Raw genomic sequence first — 25694 nt, 5'->3', positions numbered from 1 at the left:
GTTGCCAGTAGCAGTTTCACAGGAACCGCTTGCCCTTTGGCAGCGCGGCGATGTCGGCCAGCAGTTGCTTGATATCCCCAAGGCTCTTCTTCTGCGCGACGACAACCGCGTCGCCGGCGCGGACGATAACCAGGTCCTTGACACCCAGCGCGGCGACGATGCCGTGGTCCGAATCCACGACACAGCCCGACGAACCTCTGGCCACGAGCAGACCGTTGGCCACGTTCCCCGCTCTGTCGGGCTTGTTATGACGGCCAAGCGCGAGCCAGGAGCCGACATCGTCCCAGTCGAAAGAGCCGCGGACGCAAGCCACGTTTCCCGCCTTCTCCATCACCGCGTAGTCGATCGAGATGGACGGCACCCCGCGGTAGAGGCGGGCGAGAGCCTTCCTCTCTCGGGGCGTCCCTATCGCCCCGCGGAACCTCTCGAGTTCGGCATAGAACCCGGGCATGAACTCCCTGAACGCGGCAAGTATGGCGTCCACCCGCCATATGAACATGCCGCTGTTCCAGACATACTTCCCGGTCGCGAGGTATGACCGCGCCATGGCTGGACCGGGCTTCTCTCTGAACCCCATGACCCTGTGCGCGGTCAACCGCCCTTTGCCGAGAATTCGACTGCCGAGCTGGACATAGCCATATCCGGTGTCAGGCCGCTCCGGCCGTATGCCGAAGGTCACCAGCGACCCTTTCCGGACAAGTTCCATCCCCATCTGAACGGCCCGGAGGAAAGCGGCGCGGTCCTCAATCAGGTGGTCGGCAGGCAGAACCAGCATGGAGGCATCGGGGTCCTCGTGCCTCAGATACTGGGCAGCGAGTCCGATAGCGGGGGCCGTGTTGCGGCCCATCGGCTCGAACACGAGCCGCGCCGAGGCACCCAGCTGGCTGCGCAAGACCGGTTCGAACTCGGCCGGAGCAACGAAGAGCTGCCGCTCCGCCGGGCAAATGGGCAGGACCCGCCTGCTTGTCTCTTGCGTCAGCGACCGACGGCCGAACAAGGTTATGAACTGCTTGGGCAGGGCGCGTCGGCTCTTGGGCCAGAACCGTTCTCCCCTGCCGCCGCACAGGACGACCACGTACAGGTTCACTATTCCTCCTCAAAAGAGACCGAGCGCAGGAAAGCGCTCACAACCAGACCCCCGACCCGGGTCCGGATCGAGACCGGTATCCGTTCCGAGTCATCGGTCAGATAGACTGTGCCCAGCGGACCTCCGGCATTGGGCACAACCGCGATGCAGTCGAAAGCACCCGCCGGAGTGCTGACCGCCTTCGCGGCCCGGGCAACCGCGACCAGTTGGTAGTTACGCCGGTCAACGTGCAGCGCGGTTCTGACCGTATCCCCGGCCGCGAGCGACAGGGTGCGGAAGTAGTACCAGGTCGACAGCAGGTCGCGGGCGCCAGACTCAACGGAGGTGGTCCTGCCATCCGAGTAGTTGGCCACCGACTGGACCAGGTCGTAGTCCGCAGTCCACTCGGCCCGGTAACGAGGCTCGCGAGTCCGCTTGTATGACCGGAGCGTCACCATGTCCGAAGTCCGGCACCAGGTTTCCAGTCGGTAGTTGGCCCAGAAGACCCACGAAAACGACCGGGTCAGTTCCAGGTCTGCCCGGAAATGCCAGCACTCCTCGGTCCCGAGCGTCTCTGGTTGCAGCGTCTCGAGCCGGAGCCGGCCGATGGAAACCGGGCCGTAGCGCAGCCCGTAGTCGAGCCGTTCGCCCGGAACAAGGGCAACGGCCAACGCGGCGAGAACCGCTAGCATCGGGCTATCATAGAGGCGGATGAGGAATAGTCAAACATGGTAGACTGGCTCAAGCTCGAAACCGAAGATCCAGTGACGGTCGCAGCCCGAAGGACAGAGGCAGGTTTCCGCCCACGTTTCCCGTTTCCGAATCTCCCGTCGTCCGGGATTGGCTCGCTATCCGGGTTTCGAGCTTCAGTGTTCGGTCTCGCAAATACCTTCGAGACTTCGGTGCCGGTTCCGGGCCCGCCACATCCCTGCGAGGCAGGATTGACTCTCAGACCTCCGCCGCTAAGCTAGAGGCCGTCCTGTGTTGACTCTTCCAGGTCTCCTCCTCGCCGCCATTGTCGGACTGATGCCGCCGGCATCGTTGAAGGCGGTTGACGCGCCGAACGACCAAGGGCAGTCCATCATCCTGACCTGGACCGCTCCTGAGGGTGAATCGGTTCCAGTAACAGGCTACACGATTCTCCGCTCGTGCGCACCGGACACCGGATTCGCCGAAGTTGGAACCGAGCCCGCGGCCACCAGCGAGTACACCGACAATGACGTGATCGACGGCACCAAGTACTGGTACGCGGTCCAGGTGAAGAGCGGGGCGGATTCGGCCCGCAGCGCGGCGGTTGGCCCGGTCACAAGCAAGGCCCAGTGGTTCAATACCGCGCGCGTGAACATCCTCGTGGTCACCGTCGTGATCTGCGGGTTGTTCTTCTACTATCTGCAGCGGGCGCGCAAGGGCGCGAAGATGTACATCCGCAAGATCGCCGGGCTCGATGCGATTGACGACGCGCTGGGCCGCGCGACCGAGATGGGCAAGCCGATCCTCTTCAGCTTCGGCCTTGGCTACATCACCGACATGGTGGTCATCGCCGCCCTGCCGCTCTTGCGGAAGATCGCCAAGAAGTCGGCCGAGTACTCGACTCGGCTCATCGTGCCCAACTCCGACCCGATCGTGATGACCGCGGCGCAGGAAACGGTGAAGGAAGCCTACACCGAAATGGGCCGGCCCGATTTCTACAACCCGGACAACGTGACGTTCCTGACTTCGGACCAGTTCGGTTACGCGGCGGGCGTGGACGGCATCATCCTGCGCGAGAAGCCGGGCGCCATCTTCTGGTTCGGCTACTTCTACGCCGAATCGCTCATCATGGCCGAGACCGGCCACTCGGTCGGAGCCATCCAGCTTGCCGGCACCACGGAGACAACCCAGCTTCCTTTCTTTGTTGCCGCTTGCGACTACACGATGATCGGCGAGGAGATCTACGCGGCGTCGTGCTATCTGCGGCCCGAGCCGATAATGCTCGGTACGCTCAAGGGCGAGGACTTCATCCGTTTCTGGCTCATCGTGCTCGTCACCGCCACCGTCGTGCTGGGCACGGTCGCGGCGGTGCTGTCGAAACAGGCGCCGGTCCTGAACCAGGTATTCGAAACCGTGGTCCGCTGGGCGACGCCGGCGTACTAGAGTGAAGACAGGGTTCAAGGGTTCGCGGGTTCAGGGGTTCAGGTGCCGAACCACAACCAACCCCTCCAGCCAGAACCCCTTACTGTGAAACGCACGGTCCCGCTGGTTCTCGTCTTCTCGACCGCGCTGATGCTCATCGTGGCGTTCTTCATCCCGCACAGGCCGTTCGGCGACCTCGAATCGCGCTTCCTGAACTGGTACACGATCGTATCCGGGTTCACATTCCTGCTCGGGATCGACTCGCTTACCCGGCACCACCTGACCCGGGTCTTCCGCCGCGGTCAGGGATGGGGCTACAGTCTCGTGCTGGTACTCGCCCTGTTCGGCACAATGGCGCTCGGGTTCTACTCCTGGTTCAAGTTCCAGAGCCCGTTCGCTCTGCGAGCGCCGTTCATGTGGCTGTACACCTACATGATCATACCGCTCCAGTCCACGATGTTCGCGAGCCTCGCATTCTTCATCGTCTCCGCCGCGTACCGCGCGTTCCGCATCCGCAACTTCGCGGCCACGTTGCTGCTCGTGGCGGCAGTCCTGGTTATGATCGGTAACGTGCCTTTGGGCGGCTCGATCTGGCGTAGCATCGGTGCCCTGGTCCACGCGATAGTGCCCGCTGTTGACCTGGTGAAGTTCGGCAGGCTCGAAGCATTCGCGGCCGTCAAGGACTGGCTGATGTCAATCGCCACCGCCTCGGCCATGCGCGGCATCGGCATCGGCCTGGCCCTCGGCGGCATCGCCATGTCGCTCCGCATCATCCTCGGGATCGAACGCACCTACATGTCGTGAAGAGAAGTGCATGGTAGTGGTCAAGTGGTCTAGTGCTCCAGTGCGGGACGTCCGACACTTGAACACTGGACCACTGGAACACTCGACCACTCTACTATGAGATTCTGGCAACGCCTCTCCTCTGTCGACAGCCGCATCCTGTACCTGCTGCTGGCCCTGGCGGTCGCCTTGCCGCTCGTAATCAAGCCTAAGACCAGTATCCGCGTCTCCGAGCCGGTGCGCTCCGCATTCGAGGCAGTAGACAGGCTCGCACCCGGCTCGGTCGTCATGATTTCCATTGACTTCGATCCCTCCTCCGCGCCCGAGGTCCAGCCGATGCTCATCGGCATCCTGCGCCACGCGTTCAAGAAAGACCTGAGGGTCATCGTCACCGGCCAGCTCGCGCTCGGCCTGCCGCTGGCCGAGATCGCGCTGAACCAGGTCGCACCCGAAATGGACAAGGTCTACGGAAGGGACTACGTGAACATCGGGTACCGGCCCGGCGGCAGCGCGATGATGGTCGGTATCGGCCGGGAGATACGCGATTACTTCCGCACCGACTACCGCGGCGTGCCACTCGACTCGTTCGAATTCATGCGCAGAGTGCACAACTACAAGGACATCGGCCTCCTGGTCTCGCTCGCCCACGGCGCCGTCGCCGACATCTGGATTCAGTTCGTGGGTGGCCGGTACAACCAGGACATCATCGTCGGCTGTACGGGCGTCAACGCACCCAACCTGTACCAGTACCTGAACGCGGGTCAGATAGAGGGCATAATCGGCGGGTTGCAGGGCGCGGCCGAGTATGAAACCCTGATCGAGAAGCCGGGTTCGGCCACGCTCGGCATGCCGGCCCAGTCCTGGGGCCACGGCCTGATAATCCTGCTTCTCATCATGGGCAATGTCGGCTTCCTGCTCTCGCGGAAGAAGAAAGACAAGTGATGGTAGTGATCAAGAGGTCTAGTGGTCAAGTGACGGACGTCCGGCATTCCTACACTGGACCACTGGACCACTGGACCACTCTAAGATGCTCTTGAACATCATCGGCACCTGGGTCGCCGCCAGCCTGACCCTGGCCATTCTCTCCTTCCTCTACAAGGATAACCCCTTCTACAAGGTCGCCGAGCACCTTTACGTGGGCATCTCGGCCGGGTTTGCGGTCATCTACGCCTGGTCGTTCGACGTCTACCCGATGCTGGTGGACGCCTTCCGCAACAACCTGGCCCAGAAGAACTACCTGGAGGCCTGGATTCTCATCGTGCCGACGATTCTCGGCATCATGATGCTCTGCCGCTCGATTCCGAAGATCGCCTGGATCTCCCGCTGGCCGATGTCGTTCACGGTCGGGATCGGCTCCGGCCTCGGGTTGGTGGCCTCAGTCCAGGGCTACCTGCTGCCGCAGATATCCGCTACTCTCCGCCCGCTGATCACCGTCAACAACTTCGTAGTCTACGTCGGCGTCATTGCGACACTCTTCTACTTCTACTTCTCGAAGGAGCACAAGGGCGGGCTGGGCGTGGTGTCCCGCGTCGGCATCATCTTCATCATGGTGGCGTTCGGCGCGTCTTTCGGCTATACCGTGATGGCGCGTATCTCGCTGCTCATCGGCCGGTTCTACTTCCTGCTCCACGACTGGCTGCCGATCATACGCTGAATGGGAGTTAGCAGGTTAGCAGTTAGTAAGTTAGCAGTAGGACTCCTCACTGCTAACTGCTTACTCCTAACTGCCAACTTCGTCCTCGCCCAGGACCAGCCGCCGCTGACCCCGGCGCCCGCGGTCGAAGTGCCGGCCGAAGAACTCTGGTTGAAGCTGACCTCGAGCAGCGGCAGAAAGAAGCTCTCCCTTGTCATTGCCGACTTCAAGTCTCCGCCGGGCACCGACGCGCAGACCTCTGCCCGAATCAGAGACATCCGCTCGGTGCTCGTCGCCGACCTCAGGTTCTCACTCCACTTCACATTCGAGGAACCCGACTCCGGCAAGGCCTTCAACTTCTCGACCGACGAGAAGAAGCTGGACTACAAGGGCTGGGGCACGACCGGCGCCCAGATTCTCGTCTGCGGTGAACTGGTCACGAAACGGTCGGGTCCGCAGGTGCAGCTCCGCCTGTATGACCTCGACGTGAACCGGTTGATAGCCACGAAAGCATACGCCCTCTCTGAGCAGTGGCGCTGGCTCGCACACCAGATGGCCGACGAGGTCATCAAGCTGCTCACTCCGGACGACGGAGTGAACCGCACCCGCATCGCCTTCTCCCGCGCCATCAACCGTGAAACCAAGGACCTCTGCATTGCCGACTACGACGGCGCGGGGCCTGAGCAGCTGACACGCTCGGGCGGGCTCAAGCTCTTCCCCGACTGGGCTCCATCCGGAGCAGCTCTTGCCTACTGCACCTACGGCACCAGCACGCTCAACATCTACACCTACGCTCTCGGCTCGGGCAAGTCCGTGCTGGTCAGCGCGCGCACGGGACTTAACACCACACCTGCGTTCTCGCCTGACGGCCGCAGAATCGCCGCGTCCCTTGGATTCGAGGGTAACTCAGAGATCTACGTGATGGAGCCGAACGGCAAGGGCCTGAATCGGCTGACCAACAGCAAAGGCATCGACATATCGCCCTGCTGGTCACCCAACGGCCGCCAGATCGCCTTTGTTTCCGACCGCACCGGCACGCCGCAGATCTACGTGATGAATGCCGACGGAACCGACGTGCGGCGCCTGACATTCGAGGGTAGCTACAACACATCGCCGGCATGGTCGCCGCGCGGCGACCTCATCGCCTTTGTCCAGCGCCAGCCTGGCGGCACCAATCAGATCTGCGTAACCGACCTTGCCGGCGACACCTACATGCGCCTGACCTCGGGGATGAACAACGAGGACCCCTGCTGGTCGCCGGACGGCCTGCACATCGCCTTCGCCTCGAACCGCACCGGCCCGTTCGAGATCTACACGATGGACTGGACCGGCGCGAACCAGCACAAGGTCACGAACGTCGGTGGCGCCTATTCCCCGGCCTGGTCGCCCCGCTTGAGTCGTTGAGCGCCGAAGCGCCATCGGTCTCCGCCCTCCGCCTCAATCCGAACGAACGCATCATCGTCGTCGCTCCGCATCCGGATGACGAGGTGCTCGCCTGCGGCGGGATGATTCAGCAGGCACTCGCGCTTGGCAGTGCCGTCTGGGTCGTCTACGTGACTTCAGGCGAAGGGTCCTGGCCGGCCGCGTGGCGCGTCACCGGCCACATGCTCCCCGGCCCCGACGACTACCTGCAGCTTGGCCGTACCCGCATTGAGGAAGCCAAAGAAGGTGCGCGTGTGCTCGGTCTCGACCCGGGTCAGCTTAGCTTCCTTGGCTATCCTGACCACGGGCTCGCCCGTCTGCGCAGGCAGAATTGGACCACCCCCTATCGGTCAGCCTACACCCGATTGGACGCTGGCCAATACGGCGGAACCGGTCACGCATACACAGGCAGACAACTGCTGAGCGACATCGAATCTATCCTCGGAAACGTGAAGCCGACACGGGTATTCGCGCCGCACGCCCGCGAAGCGCATGCCGACCATCGCTCCACAGCGGCGCTTGTGGCTATGGCCTTAGAAGCCGGGCGGAGAACCGAGGGCGGCATCGGTCCGGAAGTGTATTCCTACCCTACCCGCCGACTGCCGTTTCCCCCTACTGGCACCGGCAGGAACGGTCATCTTTCACCGCCTGCTGACCTGGTCGGCACGGGACACCACTGGTTCACCTTCAGCCTCAACAGCGCCCAGCAACGCATCAAGAAGTCCGCCCTGCGCTGCCACAGGAGCCAGCGCGAAGCTTTCGGGAGCGCCCTTGGCGCTTGCCTGGCCGCCAACGAGCTGTTCGATCGCCCCGACTCCTGACCCCTAACTCCTGACTGCCCTCCGCTCGATGAGCGCCTGATAGAGATCGACCGTCTCGGCCGCGATGCGCGGCCACGAGAACTTCTCGTGAACGCTCACAAGCGCGGCCTGTCCCAGTTGCTTTCGTAGCGTTCTGTCTGATGTCAACAGCCCGAGCTTCTCCGAGAACTCGGCCGGGCTGCCCACAAGCAGGCCGGTCTCTCCGTCATCGACCAACTCCTTGACACCCCAGCGCCCGAATGCGACCGACGGAAGCCCGCAGGCCATCGCCTCCAGCAGCGATATGCCGAACCCCTCGCCTTTCGATGGGAATGCGTAGACGTCGAGCGCATTGAGCAGGGGAGCAACCTTGTCGAACGGCTGCGGCTCAAGCAAGGTGATCGCTCCGGATGAGGTGCGCGCCCGTTCTTCGACCGCGCCGCGCAGAGGCCCGGGCCCGGCCAGCAGCAGCTTCAGCCTCGAATCCTCCCGACGCAGTTGCTCGAACACCTCCAGTAGCAGTGGAATGCCCTTCGTCGTGTGCAGTCTGCCGACGAAACCGAGTACGATATCGCTGTCGCCAAATCCCAACTCTGAGCGCAGCCGCTGCCGTTCCGACGGCGCCGGCCGGAATTCGGTGGTGTCCACGCCGTTGGGTATGACCCGGATGGCGCCCGGGAACCCTGCTGACTCTTCGGCACAGGATTGGCTGACGGCTATCAGACCGTCTGCCCGCCTTGCCAGCAACTTCGTCAGGGACATCAGGAAAGGGCGGAATATCGCGGGCTTGTTCCGGACCATCGAATGCCTCGTCAGTACCGTGGCAATTCCGCGCCGTCGCGCTGCAGCCAATGCCTCGTAGACGAGGTACGAACCCTCGCTCTGACCGTGCACGATGTCGAACCGCGGCGCAGGGACATGACCGCAACGTCCGACATTGCGGATCGTATCCCGAGCCTTCGGACCCGGTTCCAGGCCGTCCAACAGCCGCTTGAACGATGAAACCATGCGTGGGTCGATGGCGATGTCGTGCTCGCGGTACACGAGCAGCCCGCCCGCCAAACGCTGAACCGGCACCGGCGACTCCACCTGGCGGGCAGCATGGTCTTGAACCGGCGGGAGTTTGTGAGTCACCACGACGACGTCGTGCCCCAGCCGTTTGAGCTCAGCGGAAAGGTACAGCACGTGGTTCTCCACCCCGCCAATCGACGGGAGGTACGCGTCGGTAACTATGCAGATGCTCAGTCGTTCGGGCATCGACATCCCTGCAATCCTACGCCCCACGGCTTGATAGTCAATCCGACTTCACCGCACAGATTCGGCAGTAGATAGTCACCACGCACGGAATAGAACTGACTCGCGACATGCTCCGCCCCCTCCTTTTCGTTCCCTCCCCCTTGAGGGGGAGGGAAGGGCGAGGGTCGCGGCATGTTCGCCTCGTGCCGGCAGCCGAGAGAGCCACTGCATGTAGGTGCTTGCTCTCGTGGACTAGCTACCGGCTCTGGGGCGGTGCACAAATGGAACGGGGCCCGATGGCCCCGTTCCTGACACAAGGAGGCGGACTTCTATTCGCCCTTCTGCTTCTCTGTCAGTTTCCTGCGCAGCTCGTTCAGTTCTTTCCTCAACTCATCCATCTGCTTGCGCAGGGAGTCAAGAGACAGGTCGGAGCGTTCGAGTTCGCGTTTGAGCTCCGGCCCGGCCTCGCGCAGGACCCGCTTGGCCTCCCGAAACGCTTCCTGGGGAATCGCCTGCCACTCGAAGTCGAATGCCTTCTCGGCTCCCTCCCGGGTCCCAAGTGTCACGTCCAGCTTCTTCTCTTTGCCGCGACGATGAACCTTGATTACCACATTCTTGTCCGGGCGGTCGCGCACTGCCCAACGCAGAGCCGAGCCGTCGGTCGTGGACTGCCCGTCGAGCAGGGTGATGACATCACCGGTTTCTATCCCGGCCTTCGCGGCCGGAGACCCCTCGGCAACGTCGGTCACGAGCACGCCGTGGTCGATGTCCAACGCCACCAGCATCGGCTTGCTCAGCTCGTCGGTGTAGACTCCAAGCCAGCCCCGTTTGGCTTCAGTTGAGTCACCGGCTGCGTACGCCAGAACGGGTACAAACACCGCCAGAAGACGCACAATCTTCACTGCCGCACCTACCTTTCAACGGTCGGCGCGTCCGGCGCAGGGTCGGACACGTCCCCGTGGATTACCAAGTCACTCCAGACACCCTGGATATCGATCTGCGGCCCGCCTGCGCCCTGCCGGGCCGACACTTCTTGAGCCGTACCCACGCTGCGGACCTCAAACGGCAGGCCTGAGACAATCCGCCCCTGCCGGGCCGTCGCGTCGATGCGGAACGGAACCTGCTCGCCCAGACTCAGGTTGACCCGGCCAAGCCGCGACATGATGCTGAGCGCGGCGAGTTCGGCGTCGTCCACCCAGGCATTGATGTCACCGTAGCGGTTGGCTATCGAGAGCGCGCCGCGGTCGGAACGGGCAAAGACGTTACCGAACTGGTTGTCGATTGTCACATCGTTGGTGGACTGCTCGGTGTGAACCGTCCCATAGCGATTCGTCACCTGTACCGGGCCGCCGGCAAGCCTCAGGTCCACGTCACCGAAGGAATTGCGCACCACGGTCAGGCCCCGGGTTTGGGCCAGGCGTACTCGGCCGTAGGAGTTCTCCACCACGCTCCGGTCGCACCGGTCCATCTCGACTTCGCCGAAGCGGTTCACGACCCGGCAGTCCCCATCCATCCCCACGACTCTCACGTCACCAAACGAGTTGCGCACCAGTGCAGCGACCCCTGCCGGCATCCTGATACTCATGTTCACTTCATAGCCGAGTTGCGGATCGAAGGGAACGTCTGACGGATAGACAGTGGCAATCACAAACGAGTCACCCTGCCCGGCCGCTTGAATCTCCACCTTGCCCGCAAACTCCTCGGCCAGCCTTCGGTCGCGGGCAGTCACGCGCACCAGCGCGTCGACCACTGCGTGCGCGCCGCCGGTCCCGATAACCGTGACGTCACCATACCGGTGGACAACGGCCGCCTTGGTGTGGCCGGCAAGCGGAACCCGCTTCTCAATCCTGCGCATTACCACCATCGGCCCGGCCGCGAGAACTCCGACCAGGACGGCCAGGCCAAGCGCGATCCTTCGGATGATCCTGCTCTCTGAACTCTGGATTCTGGACTCTGGACTCTCGACTCTGGACTCCACTACTGCCCCTCTGACGCGAGCCTATCCATCGCGCGCCGGCGGTCGGAACTGGCACCTGCATAGGCAGCGAGGACCCGCGCGTTGCCCGGGTTCTCATCGAGCGCGTCACGGCACTCGTCAATCGCGTGCTCGATCCCCCGGACGTACTCTCCGTACTCCTGCGCAGTCTGCTCTGCCGCCCTGTCCTTGCTCAGGTCGGACACGGCGGTGGCCATGCCCGCCGCCCCTACTCCCGACTCCCCACTCCCGACTCCCATTCTGCCGCCGATAACGACCACGACCAGCAGCATCGCGGCCAACGCCGGCACCCCGACCCAGAACAGCCGGGTCAACCTGCTCCGCCGCGTCCGGGCGCCGTGAGTGCGGGCCTGTATCGCGCCCCACACCCTGTCCGGCGGCATCAGTTGCTCCATCCCCGGCGCGGCGTCACGGATGGCGCGAACCTGCGCGAGCGATTTCCGGCAGACCTCGCATTCCGCGAGGTGCTCAGCCGTCCGGCCCGACACTTCAGATTCGAGGTCGCCGTCCAGATAGCCGCTCAGAATCTCTTCACTACAGTGTTGTTCCAAAACTCGCCTTTCCCACTTCTGCCTTCGCCACTGCCCGGCACTGGCCTATTCGTGTCTTGGTGTCTTGGTGGTAGAATCCCATCCGACACTTATGCCTTCTGCATTCTGACTTCTGCCTTCGGCCCTGCCCCACTACTCTCCCCTCACCCAGTGCCGGTCTTCCAGATATGGGGACAGCTCGCGCCGCAGGAACGCACGCGCCCGGTGAAGCTGCGACTTGCTGGCGCCGTCGGTTATCCCGAGTATCTTGCCAATCTCCTCGTGCTTCAATCCCTGGATGTCGTGGAGGACGAACACCTGCCGATAGCCTTCGGCCATCCGCGGCAGGCAGCTCTCAATCAACCGGGTCACGGAGAGCGGCGTGGAGCCGACCTCCATGCCATCATCCAGCGACACCGCCTGGCGGAGTCGGCGCCGACGGCGAAAATCCAGGCATGCGTTTACGGCAATCCGGTAGATCCATGTCGATACCGCCGAATCGCCCCGGAAGGACTTCAGCTTCTTGAAGACCTTAACGAATACGTCTTGAGTGACATCCTCGGCGTCTGGGCGGTTGGATAGCATCCGGTAGGCGGTACTATACACCCGACCGCGGTACGTTTCGTAGATCCGCTCAAAACACATCTCCGCGCCGCTCTGGCGTTCCGTATTGGTTGTCTGAATAGTATCGTTCACCGGTCTCGGAGGTTTAGACGCTCCCCCAGACTCGGGGTTGCCTCTGCCTTCTTGACGATGCAGCTCCGCCTGAAGGCGATCGGCATCGGCCACTGGACTGAGCTAACGCACTGACGGAACTTGCTTTGTACGGACAGAGAGCCGGCGGCTGGTCGCTATTGCTCGGACCAGTCTTCCTCCTCTTCTTCCTCTTCAGCCTTGAAGAAAGTCTTTCCGAGACGCACCCCGATCTGCAACGCGAACCCGTTCGGGCTGAAACGCGGCGGGGCATCGTCGCCGAACCACCCTGGCCCGGCCATCGGCATCAGGTAGCTCGCCTTGGCGAACAGGCCGACGTAGGAACCCTGCCCGGTCGGCAGGGCTCCCATCACTTCAAGTCCGGGGGCGGCGCTGAAGGTCCAAGCCGCGTACCACCGCTTGTACCACTCTCTGAAGTTGCCAAGGCCGTAGCCATACTCAACTGAGTGCGCGTAGACCACAAGACCTGTTCCAGCCAGGCCCAGGCATGGTCTGAGCCAGAACCACTCAACCGGCGCATACGGGTATCCGGCCTCGAACTCGGCCCGGATCCCCGCAAGTTCACATCCCAGGGAGTCTGCGTGGTTGGAGCGCACGGTGAATGCCCCGGACCCGCCCAGTGTTACTACTCCGACTTGTCCGCCCCCGTGCCCCCCGTACCACCACAAGGGTGCGCTGTACGTGAACTCGCTGCTGCCGCCAACTCCCGATGAATCAACAAGTGGAATCTTGTTGAGGGAATCAAGGTGGTGCTTCAACCCACTGAAATCAGGGAACCCTGCGGTGAAGTCAAGCCCGCCGTAGCCGTAGCCGATGGCCGCCAAGCCGAGGACGACGATGACCACTGTCTGAATAGCGCATTTCAAACCTACCTCCCTATCTGTTGGTTGAGAGAAACAGGATTGGTGAAGTCATACTCCACCGGCCCGACCCGCACCGCGTCGCCGCCGGAGCGCGCGGGTTTAAGCAGCTCGGGTAGCTGCGGGTCGGCCCATATGCCCAACCCGCGCCACTGCCAGAGCGGCCTAGTTGAATCCTCGACTGCATATGCCCAAATGACCCGCACCCGGCGCTTTCGGTGCCCGTTGTATTCTTCAAGAGTTGAGTACAGCGCCCAGTCCAATACTGCCTGCAGCGTCTCGGTCGGCATTCCGGGCAGCACCAGAACCGCCAGGTTGAGTCGCTCGACGCGACTGCTCGAGACATCAGTCACACCGACCACCCGGAATTCCGGGCGTGGCAGTGACGGGCGACTGAGTAGCGGTCGCTCAGGTTGTGACGGCCAGAACATCATGACCGCGGCGCCGACCGCGGTCAGCACCAACACGCTCAGCCAGTAACCGCGGGAGCGCGAACCACGCATCTGCCGTCCGAGACGGTCGGCCAGCGTCCGCTCGGGCATCTGCATGATCCTGATTCTAGTGGCCGAAGAGCGCCCGCGCAAGTCCGCTCGGAGTCGCAGCGACGGCAGCCCCGGCTTGACTCTCGCCTCGTGCCTGCTACAATCGCACGGCGCCGGCGTGGCTCAGTCGGTAGAGCAGCGGTTTCGTAAACCGCAGGTCGTCAGTTCGATTCTGACCGCCGGCTTCCTGTTCTCTTCGTCCCCGACCCCGGATCCGTTACTCAGCACAGGGCGCCTGCCGCATCATCGGATACCCAACCAAGACAGGTCCAGCCGAAGACGACGAGATAGACACCGATTGCGTCCCGACCCGAACCCAGGCAGAGCCCGCCCCGGGTGGCGCTTGACGATGTGGCACGGGATGCCGATTACACGCGACCCTGCGCTCCCTTTCCCCTCAGTGGCGAGTCCCATCTCGCTTCTCGGAACCAAGACCGACCTTGACTCTTGTCGCTTATCCAATATCCTGACCCTGACTTTAGCATGACTGATCGCGCCTCTCCTCACGACAAGCTGCTCTTCATCTTGTATCTGGCTGCAATGGTCGCGCTTGGAGTCGCGACACACGGGCGAGAGCGCGCGTTCGGGAGACTGACTCTGATACCTCTGGGGTTCGCAGCGATGCTCGCGCGCGGAAGGGATCCGCGTCGTGAGGCCGAGGAGCAGTCGGCCTTCGAAGAAGCCGAGCGCCGACGGGCCGAGCGGCGCGCCGGAGCAGCATTTGACAGCTTCGCCGACTCCAGTCCTATCAGCATCGAGATTTTCTCCCTTGACGGCAAGCCGCTTCGCAGCAACAAGGCGGCCGAGCGGCTGCTCGGGATGATCCCCCCGCCAGGAATCCCGCTCTTTGATGAACGCGGACTGAAACGCGCCGGATTGCTGGAACCGCAACTAAGGCGGGTTCTTGCCGGCACCCGCGTCGAAACGCCGCCGACATGGTACGACCAAACTGAGATCGGCCTGCCGGGCATACCCGGCCGCAAGGTCTGCTTCCGCGCCACGGTTTTCCCGATACTGGACAACGAAGGGCAGGTAACGCGCATCGCCGTGATGCACGAAGACCTGACCGAGCTCAAGAAACTCGAACAGGAGGCCAAGGAAAACGCCGGACGCTTCGCCTCCGCCCCGGCGGTATTCGAAGCCGAGCCGCCGCCGGGCACCGACGCCCGCGACATTGAGTTCCAACGCCGGAAACTGGAAGCCGCCCTGCGCGAGAATGAAGAGCGCTACCGATCACTCGTCGAATCGACACACGGATATGTCATCGCGCGCTTCTCTGAAGACGGCCACATACTGGCCGTAGGCCCTGAGGTCGAGACGTATTGGGGCATCAAGCGCGACACGATAGTTGTGGACAACCTCGCCTTCTTCAGCCGCATTCACCCCGATGACATCGAACTGGTCAAGTCGACAGAGGCGACGGCGCGCAAGACAGGGTCGTACCCGGACGCCTACCAGTTCCGCGTCGTAAACATGACGACGAACGTCACGCACTGGCTTGCGGCCCACGGCTCGGTCAGCACGTACGCCGGGAAACGGGTATTCGACCTGCTGCTGGTCGACATCAGCGAGGCCCGCAGGCTGGAGGACGAACTGCATGAGCGGGAGAGAAACGTCGCCGCCATGATAGCCAGCACGGGTGACGGTGTGTTCACGGTCGACAAGGAGTGGGTCATAAAGAGCTGGAGCCCGGGTGCCGAAAACGAGACCCGGGTAGCCGCTGCAGAAGCAGTAGGAAAGCGGCTCTGGGAGGTCTATCCCGACCTGGAGAAGAGCGGCTTCGGCCCGGTCTACCGCAAGACCCTGCTCGACCGCACGCCCCAGTACTACGAAGGTTTCTATCAAGATGGTCGTGAGAAGTACGCCGGGTGGTTCGCGGTTTCCGTGTACCCCAGCGGTACCGGCATGATGGCGCTGATCCGCAACGTGTCACTCAGGAAGCGGGCCGAACTGGCCTGGCGCGAGGCGGACGCCAAGCTCAAGGCGCTGCTCGAGGCCCCCGGTTTCGGTGTCACCATCAAGGATCACAACCTGCGCTACACCCTGGCCAATGCGGGCGCGATGAAGATGATGGGACCGAATGCTGGGGACTCGGTCCTGGGAAAGACCGACCTGGAGATATACAACGCCAAGGTCTCGGCGCTCATGGCCTCCCACGATCGGCAGGTGATGGAACGAGGACAACCGGCGGAACTGGAGGTCGCCCTTCCCGATGGGACCAGCGCCAATGCGGCCTGGTACCACATCAGCAAACAGCCGCTCTCCGGTCCGACCGGCACAGTCGTAGGCATCCTCGACGTTGCCTGCGACATCACCAGCCGCGTGCGCGCACAACAGGAACTGCTCCGCCGCAGGGAGTACCTGGAGAAACTATTGGGCGAGCAGGGCCAATCATTGCGCAAGGCACAGGAAGAACTCACACGCTGGACCCGCTGATCGGCGCGTTGTGAGGACGATACACATGGCCCGCGGTGCTCGCAACAGGTCGGAAAGAAGACCCGCCGCAGACACGCCGTCATCAACAAGCGATTCGCCCGAACTCCAGCCTCTTGGCCGGTTTGCTGCCAAGTACTGGCTGCCCCTTATTCTGCTCGTGATGATGGGAGCGCTGGCGCTGCGTGCCTCGGACCTGAAGGCTGACCCTCATCTGGACCAGCGTGAGGGCTTGGTCTGGAGCTTCGGACCGTATACTGATGAGGGACTCGATTCGTATTCCGCCCGCAATATGGTCCTGTATGGAAGTTGGCGGGTGGATGACCTTTTCCCTTTGGTCGTCTATCCGCTCGTCAACTACCTGATGGTGCTGGTCTTCAAACTGCTCGGCATGGGGTTCGTCCAGGTAAAGTTGCTCTCGCTCCTCGCCAGCGTCGGCTCGGTATTCGTCATGTACCTGCTCGTGAAGGACGACGCCGGGCCTGTTGCCGGCCTGCTGGCCGGGCTGGTGTTCGCCACCTGCTTTCCTCTGACCATGTACGGCCGGCTGGGACTGGTCGAGCCGGTGCAGATTCTCTTCCTGCTACTCACTGGCCTCTGCTACGTGCGCGGGCTCAGGCGCCCGCTGCTGATGGGGGTCGCCGGGCTGCTCGCGGCCTCCGCCATACTGCTGGTGAAGGCATCAGCCGCGTTCATAGCGCCTGCGCTGGTCGTCGCTTTGATCTGGGAAATCCTCGCCGTCCGCAAGGACCGGGCTGCAGTGCGAAGCATGCTCCATGGAATCGGCTGGGGACTGGCTGGAGTCGCTGGCGCAATCGCCATCTGGCTCGCCATCGTGTTTCTGCCCCACCGAGCCGACTACGTCCAGTACGTGCTCCGCCACTCGCTGGAGTCGCCCGCCGGACATCCCCGTGGGATTGTGGCGTACCTACTCAACACGTTCACAGTTGGCTACTGGACCGGACTCGTACCGCGTCTCCCGTGGGTTGCAGCCATCGGGTTCATCACGCTACCGGTGTTGTCGGCGGGCCGCCGTCCTGCCCTGCGCTTCCTCAATCTCTGGTTGATTCTGGCCCTGCTCATGCTCGGGTACATGAACTACCGACCGGACCGCTACGAACTCGTTCTGTTGCCGACGTGCGTCGCCGGTCTTGCCGTTGCCCTGGCTCGAATCATCGAAGCCGGAGTCCTGCTGCCCAAACTGCGGCCTACCATCGTCAAGACCGGCTTGTACGCCATCTGGCTCTGGGTACTGGTCACGCAACTCGCACTCTACACGCACGGTTTCTGGGGCAAACTGCAGCCCCGGACCGATCCCGGTCTGCTCTTCCTGACATTGGTCTTGTCTGCTGCTGCCAGCATCGTCTGCTATGCTGTCGCCCGGATCGTGCGCCACGGAGTGATCGTGCGGCACCTGGCCATACGCCTGACCATTGCCATCATACTGCTCACCCTGGTGGTGCGGTTCGACCTCGTGCAGTTCTCCCGCTGGTTCAGAGCCCGCACGCATGTCATGGTGGAATCCGGGGCTGACCTGGACAGGTCCCTTCCCAAGGACGCAGTACTGGCCGGCAACTGGGCACCGGCACTGCTCATCGGATCCAAACGCCGCGCCGTGGCTGTAACTGACTGGGCGAATGCCGACGACCCGGTAGGGAGATTCGGCGCCACGCATCTAGTTACCGTAGCCAACGGGTTCGACATCAAGCTGTTCAGCCGACTCTACCCGGAACTGATAGAACGGGCGCTGGTCTTCCGGCGATACGACGTCAACGGAACCCCGTTGCTGGTCTGCGAATTGCCGAAGCGCAGTGAACAGCCACCAACATCGAAGCCCGACCGTTAGCTGCTGCTGCCCGGCAATCCGGAACTCGGTACGCCGATTCCTTGCCACACCCTCTTCTGTGTTGTTTGGCGCAAGCGGCTGCGTATCAGCGTAGCCGTGGGCGATCAATCGCTCCGCCGCAATCCCCCACTTGACTTGCAGGTACTGCCTTACTGTCTCTGCCCGAGCCTGTGATAGCTCCCAGTTCGACGCAAACTGCACGGCGGCAATCTCGCGCGTGTCGTTATGCCCGGCCAGTTCGACGATGATCCCGAGGTTGGTCTTGAGAATCTCGCCGGCCCGGCCGACTCCGTGGGCAGGCCAGGTATCCCATGTGCTGCTCCAGAGTCACGACCAACCGCCTGCGGATTCGGTCAGTCTTGCCTTGACGCACGAAGTCGAGAACATATTCATCTGCACTTCCAGCGAGAACCCCAAGGCCACAACGTATGAACATCGCAAGAGTGCGCAACAGAGATCTGAAGAGACCGGGCACATGGCGGCCCGGCTTGAATGCCAGCGGCGACGCTGACTTGCCGTTCGCTACAGACTGCTTGCTACGTGTTGAAAGATCCAGACTCGCGCCCAACTCAGCAGAGAAGTCGAACATCTCCGGCGAAGACTTTGTCCGAGGCCAATTCTACAATATCGTAGATTTGCCGTAGAGCCGGGAAGTGCCACAACAGGCCGTGCCAAAATGACTTATGCCGTGATGCCCCAAACCACCCCTGCACGGGTCCCGCAGCTTCACCCGTTGCAGCTCAGGCCGCAGTTCCTGCTGCGGCTCCGGCTGCTTCACCCGGAGCGGCTTCTGTTGCGACCTGCGCTACGACGCCTGCTATGACTCCGGCTGCGTCATCCGCTATGACTCCTGCTGCGACGCCCGCAATGACGCCTCCAGTGACACCTGCTGCCGCTCACGCAGCGACTCCTGCCGCGACTCAAGCAACAGCTTCAGTTGCGGCTCAGGTTACGATGCCGGCTACGACACGAGCTACGGCCCAAGCAACGACCTCCGCTGCGGCTCCCGCTACTAGTGAAGCCGCGACTCCAACCATGACTCCTGCCAAGGCTCCCGCCCGGCTTTCCGCAACCGATCTGTCAGGCGTTTCGCAATCCGTGAGCGGTCTACCCGCCGCCGCAGTCCGGCCAGGAGTCACTGCTGCCCGGCAATGCGGAACTCGGTTCTTCGGTTACGGGCCATGCCCTCTTCCGTGTTGTTCGGAGCGATCGGCTGTGTGTCAGCGTAGCCGTGGGAGGTGAGTCGCTCTGGCGCAATCCCCCATTTGATGACCAGGTATTGTCTCACCGCCTCGGCCCGCGCCTGCGACAGCTCCCAGTTCGATGGGTACTCGGTGGTCGCGATTTCTCGCGGGTCGGTGTGCCCGGCCAGCTCCACCATGATGCCGGGGTTCATGCTGAGAATCTCGCCGGCCCGGGCGAGAATCGAGTCGAACTCGGGCAGGAGGGCCGCCTTGCCGGTCTCGAAGTTCACCCCGTGCAGCACAATCGTCTGCCGGCGCCTGACCAGATAGAAGTCCTTGGTCGTAATCCGGCCCGGCTCTACCCTCATCGAGCACGTCTGCGCGACATAGTCGTCGGTCGGCCCGGACGCGGTCAGGCGGTACTGGCCGGCAGGCAGGCTGCGCAACGTGTAGTTGCCCAGCATCGAGTCCGCCCCGGTGCTGCCCTGAACTGCCCCGCTGTAGGCGACCCTGCCGCCGATCGGCTTGCGTGTCTCCGCGTCGGCGATGACGCCGGTGATGGCGCCATAGGTCAGTGGACTGAGCGCGATGGTAGCGCTCTGCTCCCGGTCACCCGCAATGTACATCGAGTCCACTCGAGGCAGGTAGCCTTGACGGCTGGTGTAGATGACAAGCTCACCCGCCGGGAGCCGCGTCAGCATGACCTCACCCGATATCCCGGTCCGGCCCTGGTAGGACTTGGTTCCGGTCGTTGTCACAGCGGCCGACAGCGGGTCCATGCTCGTGCCATCGACGACCTTTAGCCTCAGGCTCCCTGCACCTCTGGCGGATAGCGCTGTTGCCAGGCCGATCCGGTGCGAAAGGCCAAGCTTGCCATAGGGATCTATCGCGTAGTCCAGGCTGAACGGACCCACACCCACGCCTAGCCCGGCAGTCAATCCACTTAACGCTCCCAGCGTACCCAGGTCCTGCGGCCCGGTCCTGTAGCCCAGCCGGAGCGCCAGCTCAGGTATGGGCTTGTACTCAACGCCGGCACGCAGCGACACACCGTTGTCAATCGGCAGGACGAAATCCAGCACTACATTTGCCGGGCCAAGGGCGAAGCCTCCGCCAACTCCAGCCTCAATGGGCATCTGCTCAAGACCCGGACCGTACATCGCGACGCCCAGGTTGCGTGCGACAGCACCCAGGCTGAGGAACGGAAGCGGCCGGCAGGCAAACCCTATGTCGCATGCCCCACCATAGCCACCCGACGTGTAGAGACTTTGGTAGAAGCTCTTCACCGCTGCGCCGACATGCCAGTCCTTTGCGACCGCAAAGCCATAACCCGCGGTCAGCACACCATTCCAGGTAGAGAATGTGTCACCGGGGAAGTTATTGTGGTCCCAGAACTCTATTCCCGGCTCACCGCTGTATGTCAACCCCAGGCCGATCGCGCCCAGGCCGGAAGGCAGTGCGGCGTGGAGGACCTCATCCTTGATGCCGGCAAACCACTGCTGATGCGAAAGCGCGAAACTCGTGCCCGACACCCGAGCCAGACCGGCCGGGTTCCAATAGATGGCGCTTGCGTCTCCAACCAAAGCGATTCCGGCCCCACCCATCGCCGCCAGACGCGGTCCCTGCTCAATCCTGAGCACAGGCATGACTGCAGTGCCGCTTCCAGCCGCACCGAACAGGACGGCCAGCAGTGCCGAAGAGGCGAGATAGCTCATCTGCTACTCCCTTGTTATGACCAGCCGTTTGCGGATTCGGTCGGTCCTGCCTTGATGCACGAAGTCGAGAACGTACTCATACGTGCCGGGCGCAACTCCACGGCCCCGGTCGTTCACTGCGGCCCAGGGTTCAAAGTGGACTCCGGTCGACATGGCGAACCGTTCCAGAACCCGGCACACCCTCTCACCCGCCCGAGTGTAGACTGTCAAACTCACTTCGCCGTCAGCAGGCAGGCCGATCACAAACGTGGTATGGTCGCTGAACGGATTGGGGAAGTTGTGGACCGAGAAACCCGGCACCAGAGTCAGGTCCAGTAGCGCGGTATCGGCGACCAGCGAGTTGCTGCCCAGGTGCCCGGCGATGATGAACGTCTTTTGAGCAAGCGACGAGGTATCACCACCCAGCCTGGAGGGCGCCGTCACATCGAGAGAGAAAGCCCGGCGCATACCCGGCGGCACGAAGCCAAGATCGGGAGTGCCGTCCGCGTCAGTGTCACCTAACTCGCTCGCGCCGGCCGAGTCACAGAGCCGGACAGTCCAGCCGGTCGGCGCCGACGGTCTGGCTACCTCGACAACTCCCCCGGTCTCGCCTTCGAGCAGAGCATAGAACTGATAGAGCTTGCCCTCACCCGCCTCCAACCGGTCCGACTGGTCAGGCTCAATATGCAGTTGTTGTTCAATCACCCGCACCGAGGATGTCACCTTATCGTTGGCCCGGTTCCCATCACTGGCCAGCATCGTCGAGCAACTGACCGCCCAGTCGCCCGCTGCCGCCACCCACGCCGGAAAGGTCAATTCCACCGTCGAGTCGGATCGCACGCTCTGCGTTACGTTGACGGTCCGGTCATAGCCCGTGCCTGTCTGGAACCGCACATAGAAGAAACGTTCTGCCCGGTTGCCGAAGTTCCTGATTCGCGCCCTGGGTATCACCGTATCTCCCGCCTGCAGCGTACCGGTTGGAGACACGATAGCCACCGCACCGACGTCATGCACAGGCGAGCCAAGGACCGTCACAGAGCCTCTGATGGTATCGTTGGCCGGATCCTCGTCCCCGACCAACGCCGTGTAACAGGTGACCGCATGCGACCCGACCGGATCCGCGGTCCAGGACGGAAACACGAGCGTGTCAGACAACCCGGGCATCAGAGTCTCCTGGACCGTCTGGGTGTAGCCGGCACCTATGATCATGGTCACCGGGAACGCGGCAGCGGTACGACCAAGGTTGCGGACGACCGCACTCGGCACGCAGGCCGTACCTGAATCCGGCGTGCCACTGGGCGAGAGTATCTGAAGCGGGGCAACATCCAGATTCAGCACCCGCCGCACGCGCACCGAGTCCCGGATGGTATCGTTCGCCGGATTCTCGTCCCCGACCAGGCCCGTGAAGCAGACGATCGACTGCAGCCCGACCGTTCCGGCGGTCCAGGAGGGGAAACGGACCGTATCCCTCTCACCGGGGGCAAGTGTGTCGACCAAAGTCCGGCTGTAGCCGCTGCCAATGTTAAGAGTCGTGGGAAACACGGCGCTACTCGTCCCGAAATTGCGCACGACGACCTCCGGCGCTACCTGCGTGCCCGAGTCTACCGTACCGGATGGCACCAGAATAGCTGTCGGACCTACGTCATATGTCAGACCCGGGCCATAGTCAATACGCACTTCGAACAGCATCGGGAGCGAAGCCGGATTCTGGTACTTCAGGGCTGCCCGGTACTGGATGTACCGCGAACTCAGTGAATCCGGCACGGTATCACCGTCTGCAACCGCACACCAGCCGCTCCAGCTCGAATCAGGCAATCCGGTATCACCGGTCCGCACTGCCAGCTCGACAGATGAACCTCCCGAGACCGAGTCATCCCACCATACTGCATGCCAGTTGGTAGTACTGGAGGCATCAAAAACAGAGGATACGTAGTCCTCACGGTAGGAACGGTCGTAGACGTTGCCGATAGGACGAGCCATTCCGTGGTGACCCGAATTGCACGGAAGTTGCGTGACCGTGTTCCAGTCCGGCCCCCAGAATACCTTGGCGGAGTCGCTCGGGCGAAAGTCGTCGAAGTAGATGTCGACACTGCCGTCGTTGTTGAAGTCCGCAACGCGACCCCCGGTCGAGTTCATGGCTAGATTGCCAATCGTGGACGACTGCGCGTCGCTGAAATACGGGAAGGACCCGGTGTTGTAACAGATGATAGGCTTGAACTGCGATGGCGAGTAGTAGGAACCGCGGAAGAAGAGCAGGTCCAGCAGACCGTCGCCGCTGAAGTCATAGGCAGCGCTGCCGCCAAAGCAACGATTCGTATTGAGAATCGTGCGCCGTTGTATACTGAATCCAGAATCTGCTCCCCAGTAGACCCATGCCTGTGTCACGTTGTTGTGCCCCGTGTACACGATGTCCAACCAGCCATTCTGGTCCAGGTCGGCCACCGTGACTCCCTGAGCGTTGAAACCGTCACCGGCAGAGAAATCGAGCCACTCGATACGATAGGTCCGGTTGGGTCCGAAGTAGAAGATCGGCTGGAGTGTGTACGAGTTACAGCAGCAGGTTAGCAGGTCGAGGTACCCGTCCTTGTCCATGTCGGCCGTCACCCAGTTGTGGCCGTTGTCGGTTGTGATGTCCAAGGGCATGACGTTCATAGGCGCGTAGCCGGTGGCGCTGCCCCAGTAGATCTGGCTGATGTGATCCTCTGAGGCAAAGGCAAGATCGAGATAGCCGTCGCCGTCAAGGTCGGCCGTGGCCACGGCCTCTGAGCTGCTCACCGGCAGTCTCGTGGTATCCGTCGGGTCAGGACCCGAAGCTGTTCCCTTGTAGACGGTACCGTAGGACTGGGCGCGCCAGCCCGCGTGCACCAGTTCGGCATTGCCGTCGTAGTTCACGTCGGCGATATCGCATCCGCCGCCACCGGAGACCGGAAAGGACCGTGAACGGCCCGGTGAGAAACCCGACGAGTCGCCGAAGTAGACATGCACGTTGTCGCCGTAGCCCTCCGAGCACACCAAGTCCATCCAGCCGTCGTTGTCCAGGTCGAATCGAGGGACGAATTCGACGGTACCCGCGTAGCGGAATGAAGCGAACAGGTTGCTCTCGAACCGGCCGTCGCCAAAGTCCTGCCGTGATGTCTCTATCCAGGTCGCGCCGATAGCGACCTCGGCTATTGACACTATGACAACAAGCCACGCGGCAGCCTCTCGCCTCATGCTGCCCATGCACGAATTGTAGGTCGGGTCAGACCGGTGTCAAGACGTGGATTCGAGACCGCAGACACGGCACTTGCGCCTCTTCGGCGAAAAGAGCGCTGCAAGAGCGAAGAGCAAGGTCGCGACGATAACGATAGCGGCGCCCGACGGAATCCCGAGCGCGTACGAGATGACGATCCCGGCGACACAGGAGGCTACGCTCGCGATCCACGAGAGAACGAACATCATCCCGTAGCGGTAAGTCAACTGGTAGGCGGTGGCGGCCGGCGTTACGAGCAATGCTTCGACCAGGATCATGCCGACTGTCTTGAGTGACACAACAACCGTCAGCGCCAGCAGGGCGAGCAGCAGCGCGGCCAGAAACCCGGTGGGGAGGCCGCTTGCTTCAGCCATCTCCTCGTCAAAAGTGAGGAACTTGAGCTGCCGGTACAAGAACCCGATGGCCCCGATGACTACCAGCCCCAGTACCGCCATCAACACCAGGTTGCCGGCGGTCACACCGAGGACATTGCCGAATAGGTAACCGTACACCCGCGCATCGTAGCGCTTCATTAGGCCCATGAACAGCACCCCTAGCGCCATGGCAAAAGCGAAGAAGATACCGATGGCCGCGTCCATCCGGAGCTGCGCCCTGCGGCCCGCAACCTGAATCAACCCGGCCGTGCCGAGACAGAACAACACGGCCGCGAACAGCGGGTTGATGGCCAGAAGAAACCCCAGCGCTACCCCGCCGAAAGCGGCGTGTGCGAGACCCGAGCCGGCGAAGGCCATCCCGCGAAGAACCACAAAGACCCCGATGAAAGAACACGTAGTGCCGACTATCAGGGAACTCAAAAGGGCCCGCTGCATGAACCCGTAGTGCAGGAAGTCAAACATGGCTGTCCCCGACGATGACGTAGCGACGCCCGCCGTCCTCGGCGAAGACAACGCGGCTGCCGTACAGCGACTCCAGAGTCTCGCGGTTCAGAACCTGCTCGCGGCTCCCGAAAGCCCGAACCGTGCGGTTGATGTACAGCACCTTGTCAACGCAGGGCATGACTTCATCGACATCATGGGTTACGTAGAGCGTAGTCAGCCCGCGCTCGGTATGGAGCCGAAGCACCAGGTCGACAATCGCCGACCGCGTGGCTACATCAACCGCCGATGTCGGCTCGTCCAGGAGCATGATTCGCGGCTCCTGCACCAATGCGCGGGCGATGAGCAGCCGTTGTTGCTGCCCGCCGGACAGGTGGCCCGCAACGTGGTCCGCGGAATCAATCAAGCCGACCGCCGCCAGTGTCTTTTCGACCCGCCCGCTGTCGTCAGCCGTCAGCCGCCCGAAGGTACCCAGCGTCGGATACAGCCCCATCACCACCGCGTCGCGCACGGAGATCGGGAATTGCGGGTCGAGAGTGCGACGCTGCGGCACGTAGCCAATCATCGTCCGGACGCCCGCAAGCCCGCGTCCTGCAGCGCCCAGTATGGTCACGCTGCCTGACGTCGGCCTGACCAGACCAAGCACCGCACGCAGCAGCGTGGTCTTGCCCGAGCCGTTCGGACCGATTATGCCGAGGAACTGGCCATGATTGAGCTCGAACTAACATCTTCTATTCCTACCGACTGCTGGTAGGTCACTGTGACGCGTTCGAACCGA

The 25694-nt window shown here is 62.6% G+C and carries 22 protein-coding genes and 1 tRNA gene; 9 read left to right on the top strand and 14 right to left on the bottom strand.

Annotated elements, in window-relative coordinates; genetic code table 11:
- Positions 1–16 precede the first annotated feature (16 nt).
- Positions 17–1090, bottom strand: a complete 1074-nt coding sequence (locus tag FJY68_00465) for a mannose-1-phosphate guanyltransferase (protein MBM3330306.1) — start codon at positions 1088–1090, stop codon at positions 17–19.
- Positions 1087–1758 carry a DUF3108 domain-containing protein gene (locus tag FJY68_00460; GenBank protein MBM3330305.1) on the bottom strand — a complete coding sequence of 224 codons (672 nt, stop codon included), beginning with the start codon at positions 1756–1758 and terminating at the stop codon, positions 1087–1089. The genes FJY68_00465 and FJY68_00460 overlap by 4 nt, the downstream gene beginning before the upstream one ends.
- A gap of 289 nt (positions 1759–2047) precedes the next feature.
- On the opposite strand from FJY68_00460, the gene FJY68_00455 reads away from it, so the two are divergent.
- The 6 genes from FJY68_00455 to FJY68_00430 all read left to right on the top strand — a co-directional run bounded on the left by FJY68_00455 (position 2048) and on the right by FJY68_00430 (position 7837).
- Positions 2048–3199: a fibronectin type III domain-containing protein gene (locus tag FJY68_00455; GenBank protein ID MBM3330304.1), complete on the top strand. Its 1152-nt coding sequence runs from the start codon at positions 2048–2050 to the stop codon at positions 3197–3199.
- Between the two features lie 84 nt (positions 3200–3283).
- Positions 3284–3982 (top strand): hypothetical protein, encoded by a 699-nt coding sequence (locus tag FJY68_00450; GenBank protein MBM3330303.1) that lies wholly within the window; start codon positions 3284–3286, stop codon positions 3980–3982.
- A gap of 96 nt (positions 3983–4078) precedes the next feature.
- Positions 4079–4903, top strand: coding sequence for a hypothetical protein (locus tag FJY68_00445; protein MBM3330302.1), 825 nt, complete (start codon positions 4079–4081; stop codon positions 4901–4903).
- Between the two features lie 85 nt (positions 4904–4988).
- Complete coding sequence (locus tag FJY68_00440; GenBank protein MBM3330301.1) at positions 4989–5615, top strand: hypothetical protein; 627 nt, start codon at positions 4989–4991, stop codon at positions 5613–5615.
- The gene (gene tolB, locus FJY68_00435) at positions 5616–6998 is read left to right on the top strand and encodes a Tol-Pal system beta propeller repeat protein TolB (protein ID MBM3330300.1); all 1383 of its coding nucleotides are present in this window, start codon (positions 5616–5618) and stop codon (positions 6996–6998) included.
- A complete protein-coding gene (locus FJY68_00430; protein ID MBM3330299.1) occupies positions 6995–7837 on the top strand; it encodes a PIG-L family deacetylase in 843 nt (280 codons plus the stop codon). The genes tolB and FJY68_00430 overlap by 4 nt, the downstream gene beginning before the upstream one ends.
- A 3-nt stretch (positions 7838–7840) precedes the next feature.
- Here FJY68_00430 and FJY68_00425 read toward each other — a convergent pair whose 3' ends face one another.
- The 7 genes from FJY68_00425 to FJY68_00395 all read right to left on the bottom strand — a co-directional run bounded on the left by FJY68_00425 (position 7841) and on the right by FJY68_00395 (position 13694).
- Entirely contained in the window at positions 7841–9079 is a 1239-nt protein-coding gene (locus FJY68_00425) for a glycosyltransferase family 4 protein (protein ID MBM3330298.1), read from the bottom strand.
- Between the two features lie 302 nt (positions 9080–9381).
- Complete coding sequence (locus tag FJY68_00420) at positions 9382–9954, bottom strand: PDZ domain-containing protein (GenBank protein ID MBM3330297.1); 573 nt, start codon at positions 9952–9954, stop codon at positions 9382–9384.
- 8 nt (positions 9955–9962) lie between these two features.
- Positions 9963–11030, bottom strand: a complete 1068-nt coding sequence (locus FJY68_00415; GenBank protein MBM3330296.1) for a hypothetical protein — start codon at positions 11028–11030, stop codon at positions 9963–9965.
- Entirely contained in the window at positions 11030–11599 is a 570-nt protein-coding gene (locus tag FJY68_00410; protein ID MBM3330295.1) for a hypothetical protein, read from the bottom strand. Before FJY68_00410 ends, FJY68_00415 begins: the two co-directional genes overlap by 1 nt.
- Positions 11600–11731: 132 nt before the next feature.
- Entirely contained in the window at positions 11732–12274 is a 543-nt protein-coding gene (locus FJY68_00405; GenBank protein ID MBM3330294.1) for an RNA polymerase sigma factor, read from the bottom strand.
- 155 nt (positions 12275–12429) lie between these two features.
- The gene (locus tag FJY68_00400) at positions 12430–13158 is read right to left on the bottom strand and encodes a hypothetical protein (protein ID MBM3330293.1); all 729 of its coding nucleotides are present in this window, start codon (positions 13156–13158) and stop codon (positions 12430–12432) included.
- Positions 13159–13160: 2 nt separating this feature from the next.
- Entirely contained in the window at positions 13161–13694 is a 534-nt protein-coding gene (locus FJY68_00395; GenBank protein MBM3330292.1) for a hypothetical protein, read from the bottom strand.
- Between the two features lie 112 nt (positions 13695–13806).
- Between FJY68_00395 and FJY68_00390 the strand changes: the two genes are divergently transcribed.
- The 3 genes from FJY68_00390 (at position 13807) to FJY68_00380 (ending at position 17973) form a co-directional block, all read left to right on the top strand.
- A tRNA-Thr gene (locus FJY68_00390) sits at positions 13807–13879 on the top strand.
- 298 nt (positions 13880–14177) lie between these two features.
- Complete coding sequence (locus FJY68_00385) at positions 14178–16130, top strand: PAS domain S-box protein (protein MBM3330291.1); 1953 nt, start codon at positions 14178–14180, stop codon at positions 16128–16130.
- Positions 16131–16155: 25 nt separating this feature from the next.
- Positions 16156–17973: a hypothetical protein gene (locus FJY68_00380; GenBank protein MBM3330290.1), complete on the top strand. Its 1818-nt coding sequence runs from the start codon at positions 16156–16158 to the stop codon at positions 17971–17973.
- Here the strand turns inward: FJY68_00380 and FJY68_00375 are convergent.
- The 5 genes from FJY68_00375 to FJY68_00355 all read right to left on the bottom strand — a co-directional run bounded on the left by FJY68_00375 (position 17803) and on the right by FJY68_00355 (position 25607).
- Entirely contained in the window at positions 17803–18243 is a 441-nt protein-coding gene (locus tag FJY68_00375) for an OmpA family protein (GenBank protein MBM3330289.1), read from the bottom strand. The two genes, FJY68_00380 and FJY68_00375, sit on opposite strands and share 171 nt — an antisense overlap.
- A gap of 865 nt (positions 18244–19108) precedes the next feature.
- Positions 19109–20869 (bottom strand): PorV/PorQ family protein, encoded by a 1761-nt coding sequence (locus FJY68_00370; GenBank protein MBM3330288.1) that lies wholly within the window; start codon positions 20867–20869, stop codon positions 19109–19111.
- Between the two features lie 3 nt (positions 20870–20872).
- Positions 20873–24070 carry a VCBS repeat-containing protein gene (locus FJY68_00365; protein ID MBM3330287.1) on the bottom strand — a complete coding sequence of 1066 codons (3198 nt, stop codon included), beginning with the start codon at positions 24068–24070 and terminating at the stop codon, positions 20873–20875.
- Between the two features lie 30 nt (positions 24071–24100).
- On the bottom strand, positions 24101–24937 hold the full coding sequence (locus FJY68_00360; GenBank protein ID MBM3330286.1) for a metal ABC transporter permease: 837 nt from the start codon (positions 24935–24937) through the stop codon (positions 24101–24103).
- Entirely contained in the window at positions 24930–25607 is a 678-nt protein-coding gene (locus tag FJY68_00355) for a metal ABC transporter ATP-binding protein (protein ID MBM3330285.1), read from the bottom strand. The genes FJY68_00360 and FJY68_00355 overlap by 8 nt, the downstream gene beginning before the upstream one ends.
- Positions 25608–25694: the final 87 nt, after the last annotated feature.

Source organism: candidate division WOR-3 bacterium (assembly GCA_016867815.1).
In the GTDB taxonomy this organism is placed as follows: Bacteria; Hydrothermota; Tepidihabitantia; order Tepidihabitantales; family Tepidihabitantaceae; genus UBA2258.
This window is presented reverse-complemented; position numbering and strand designations above follow the sequence as displayed.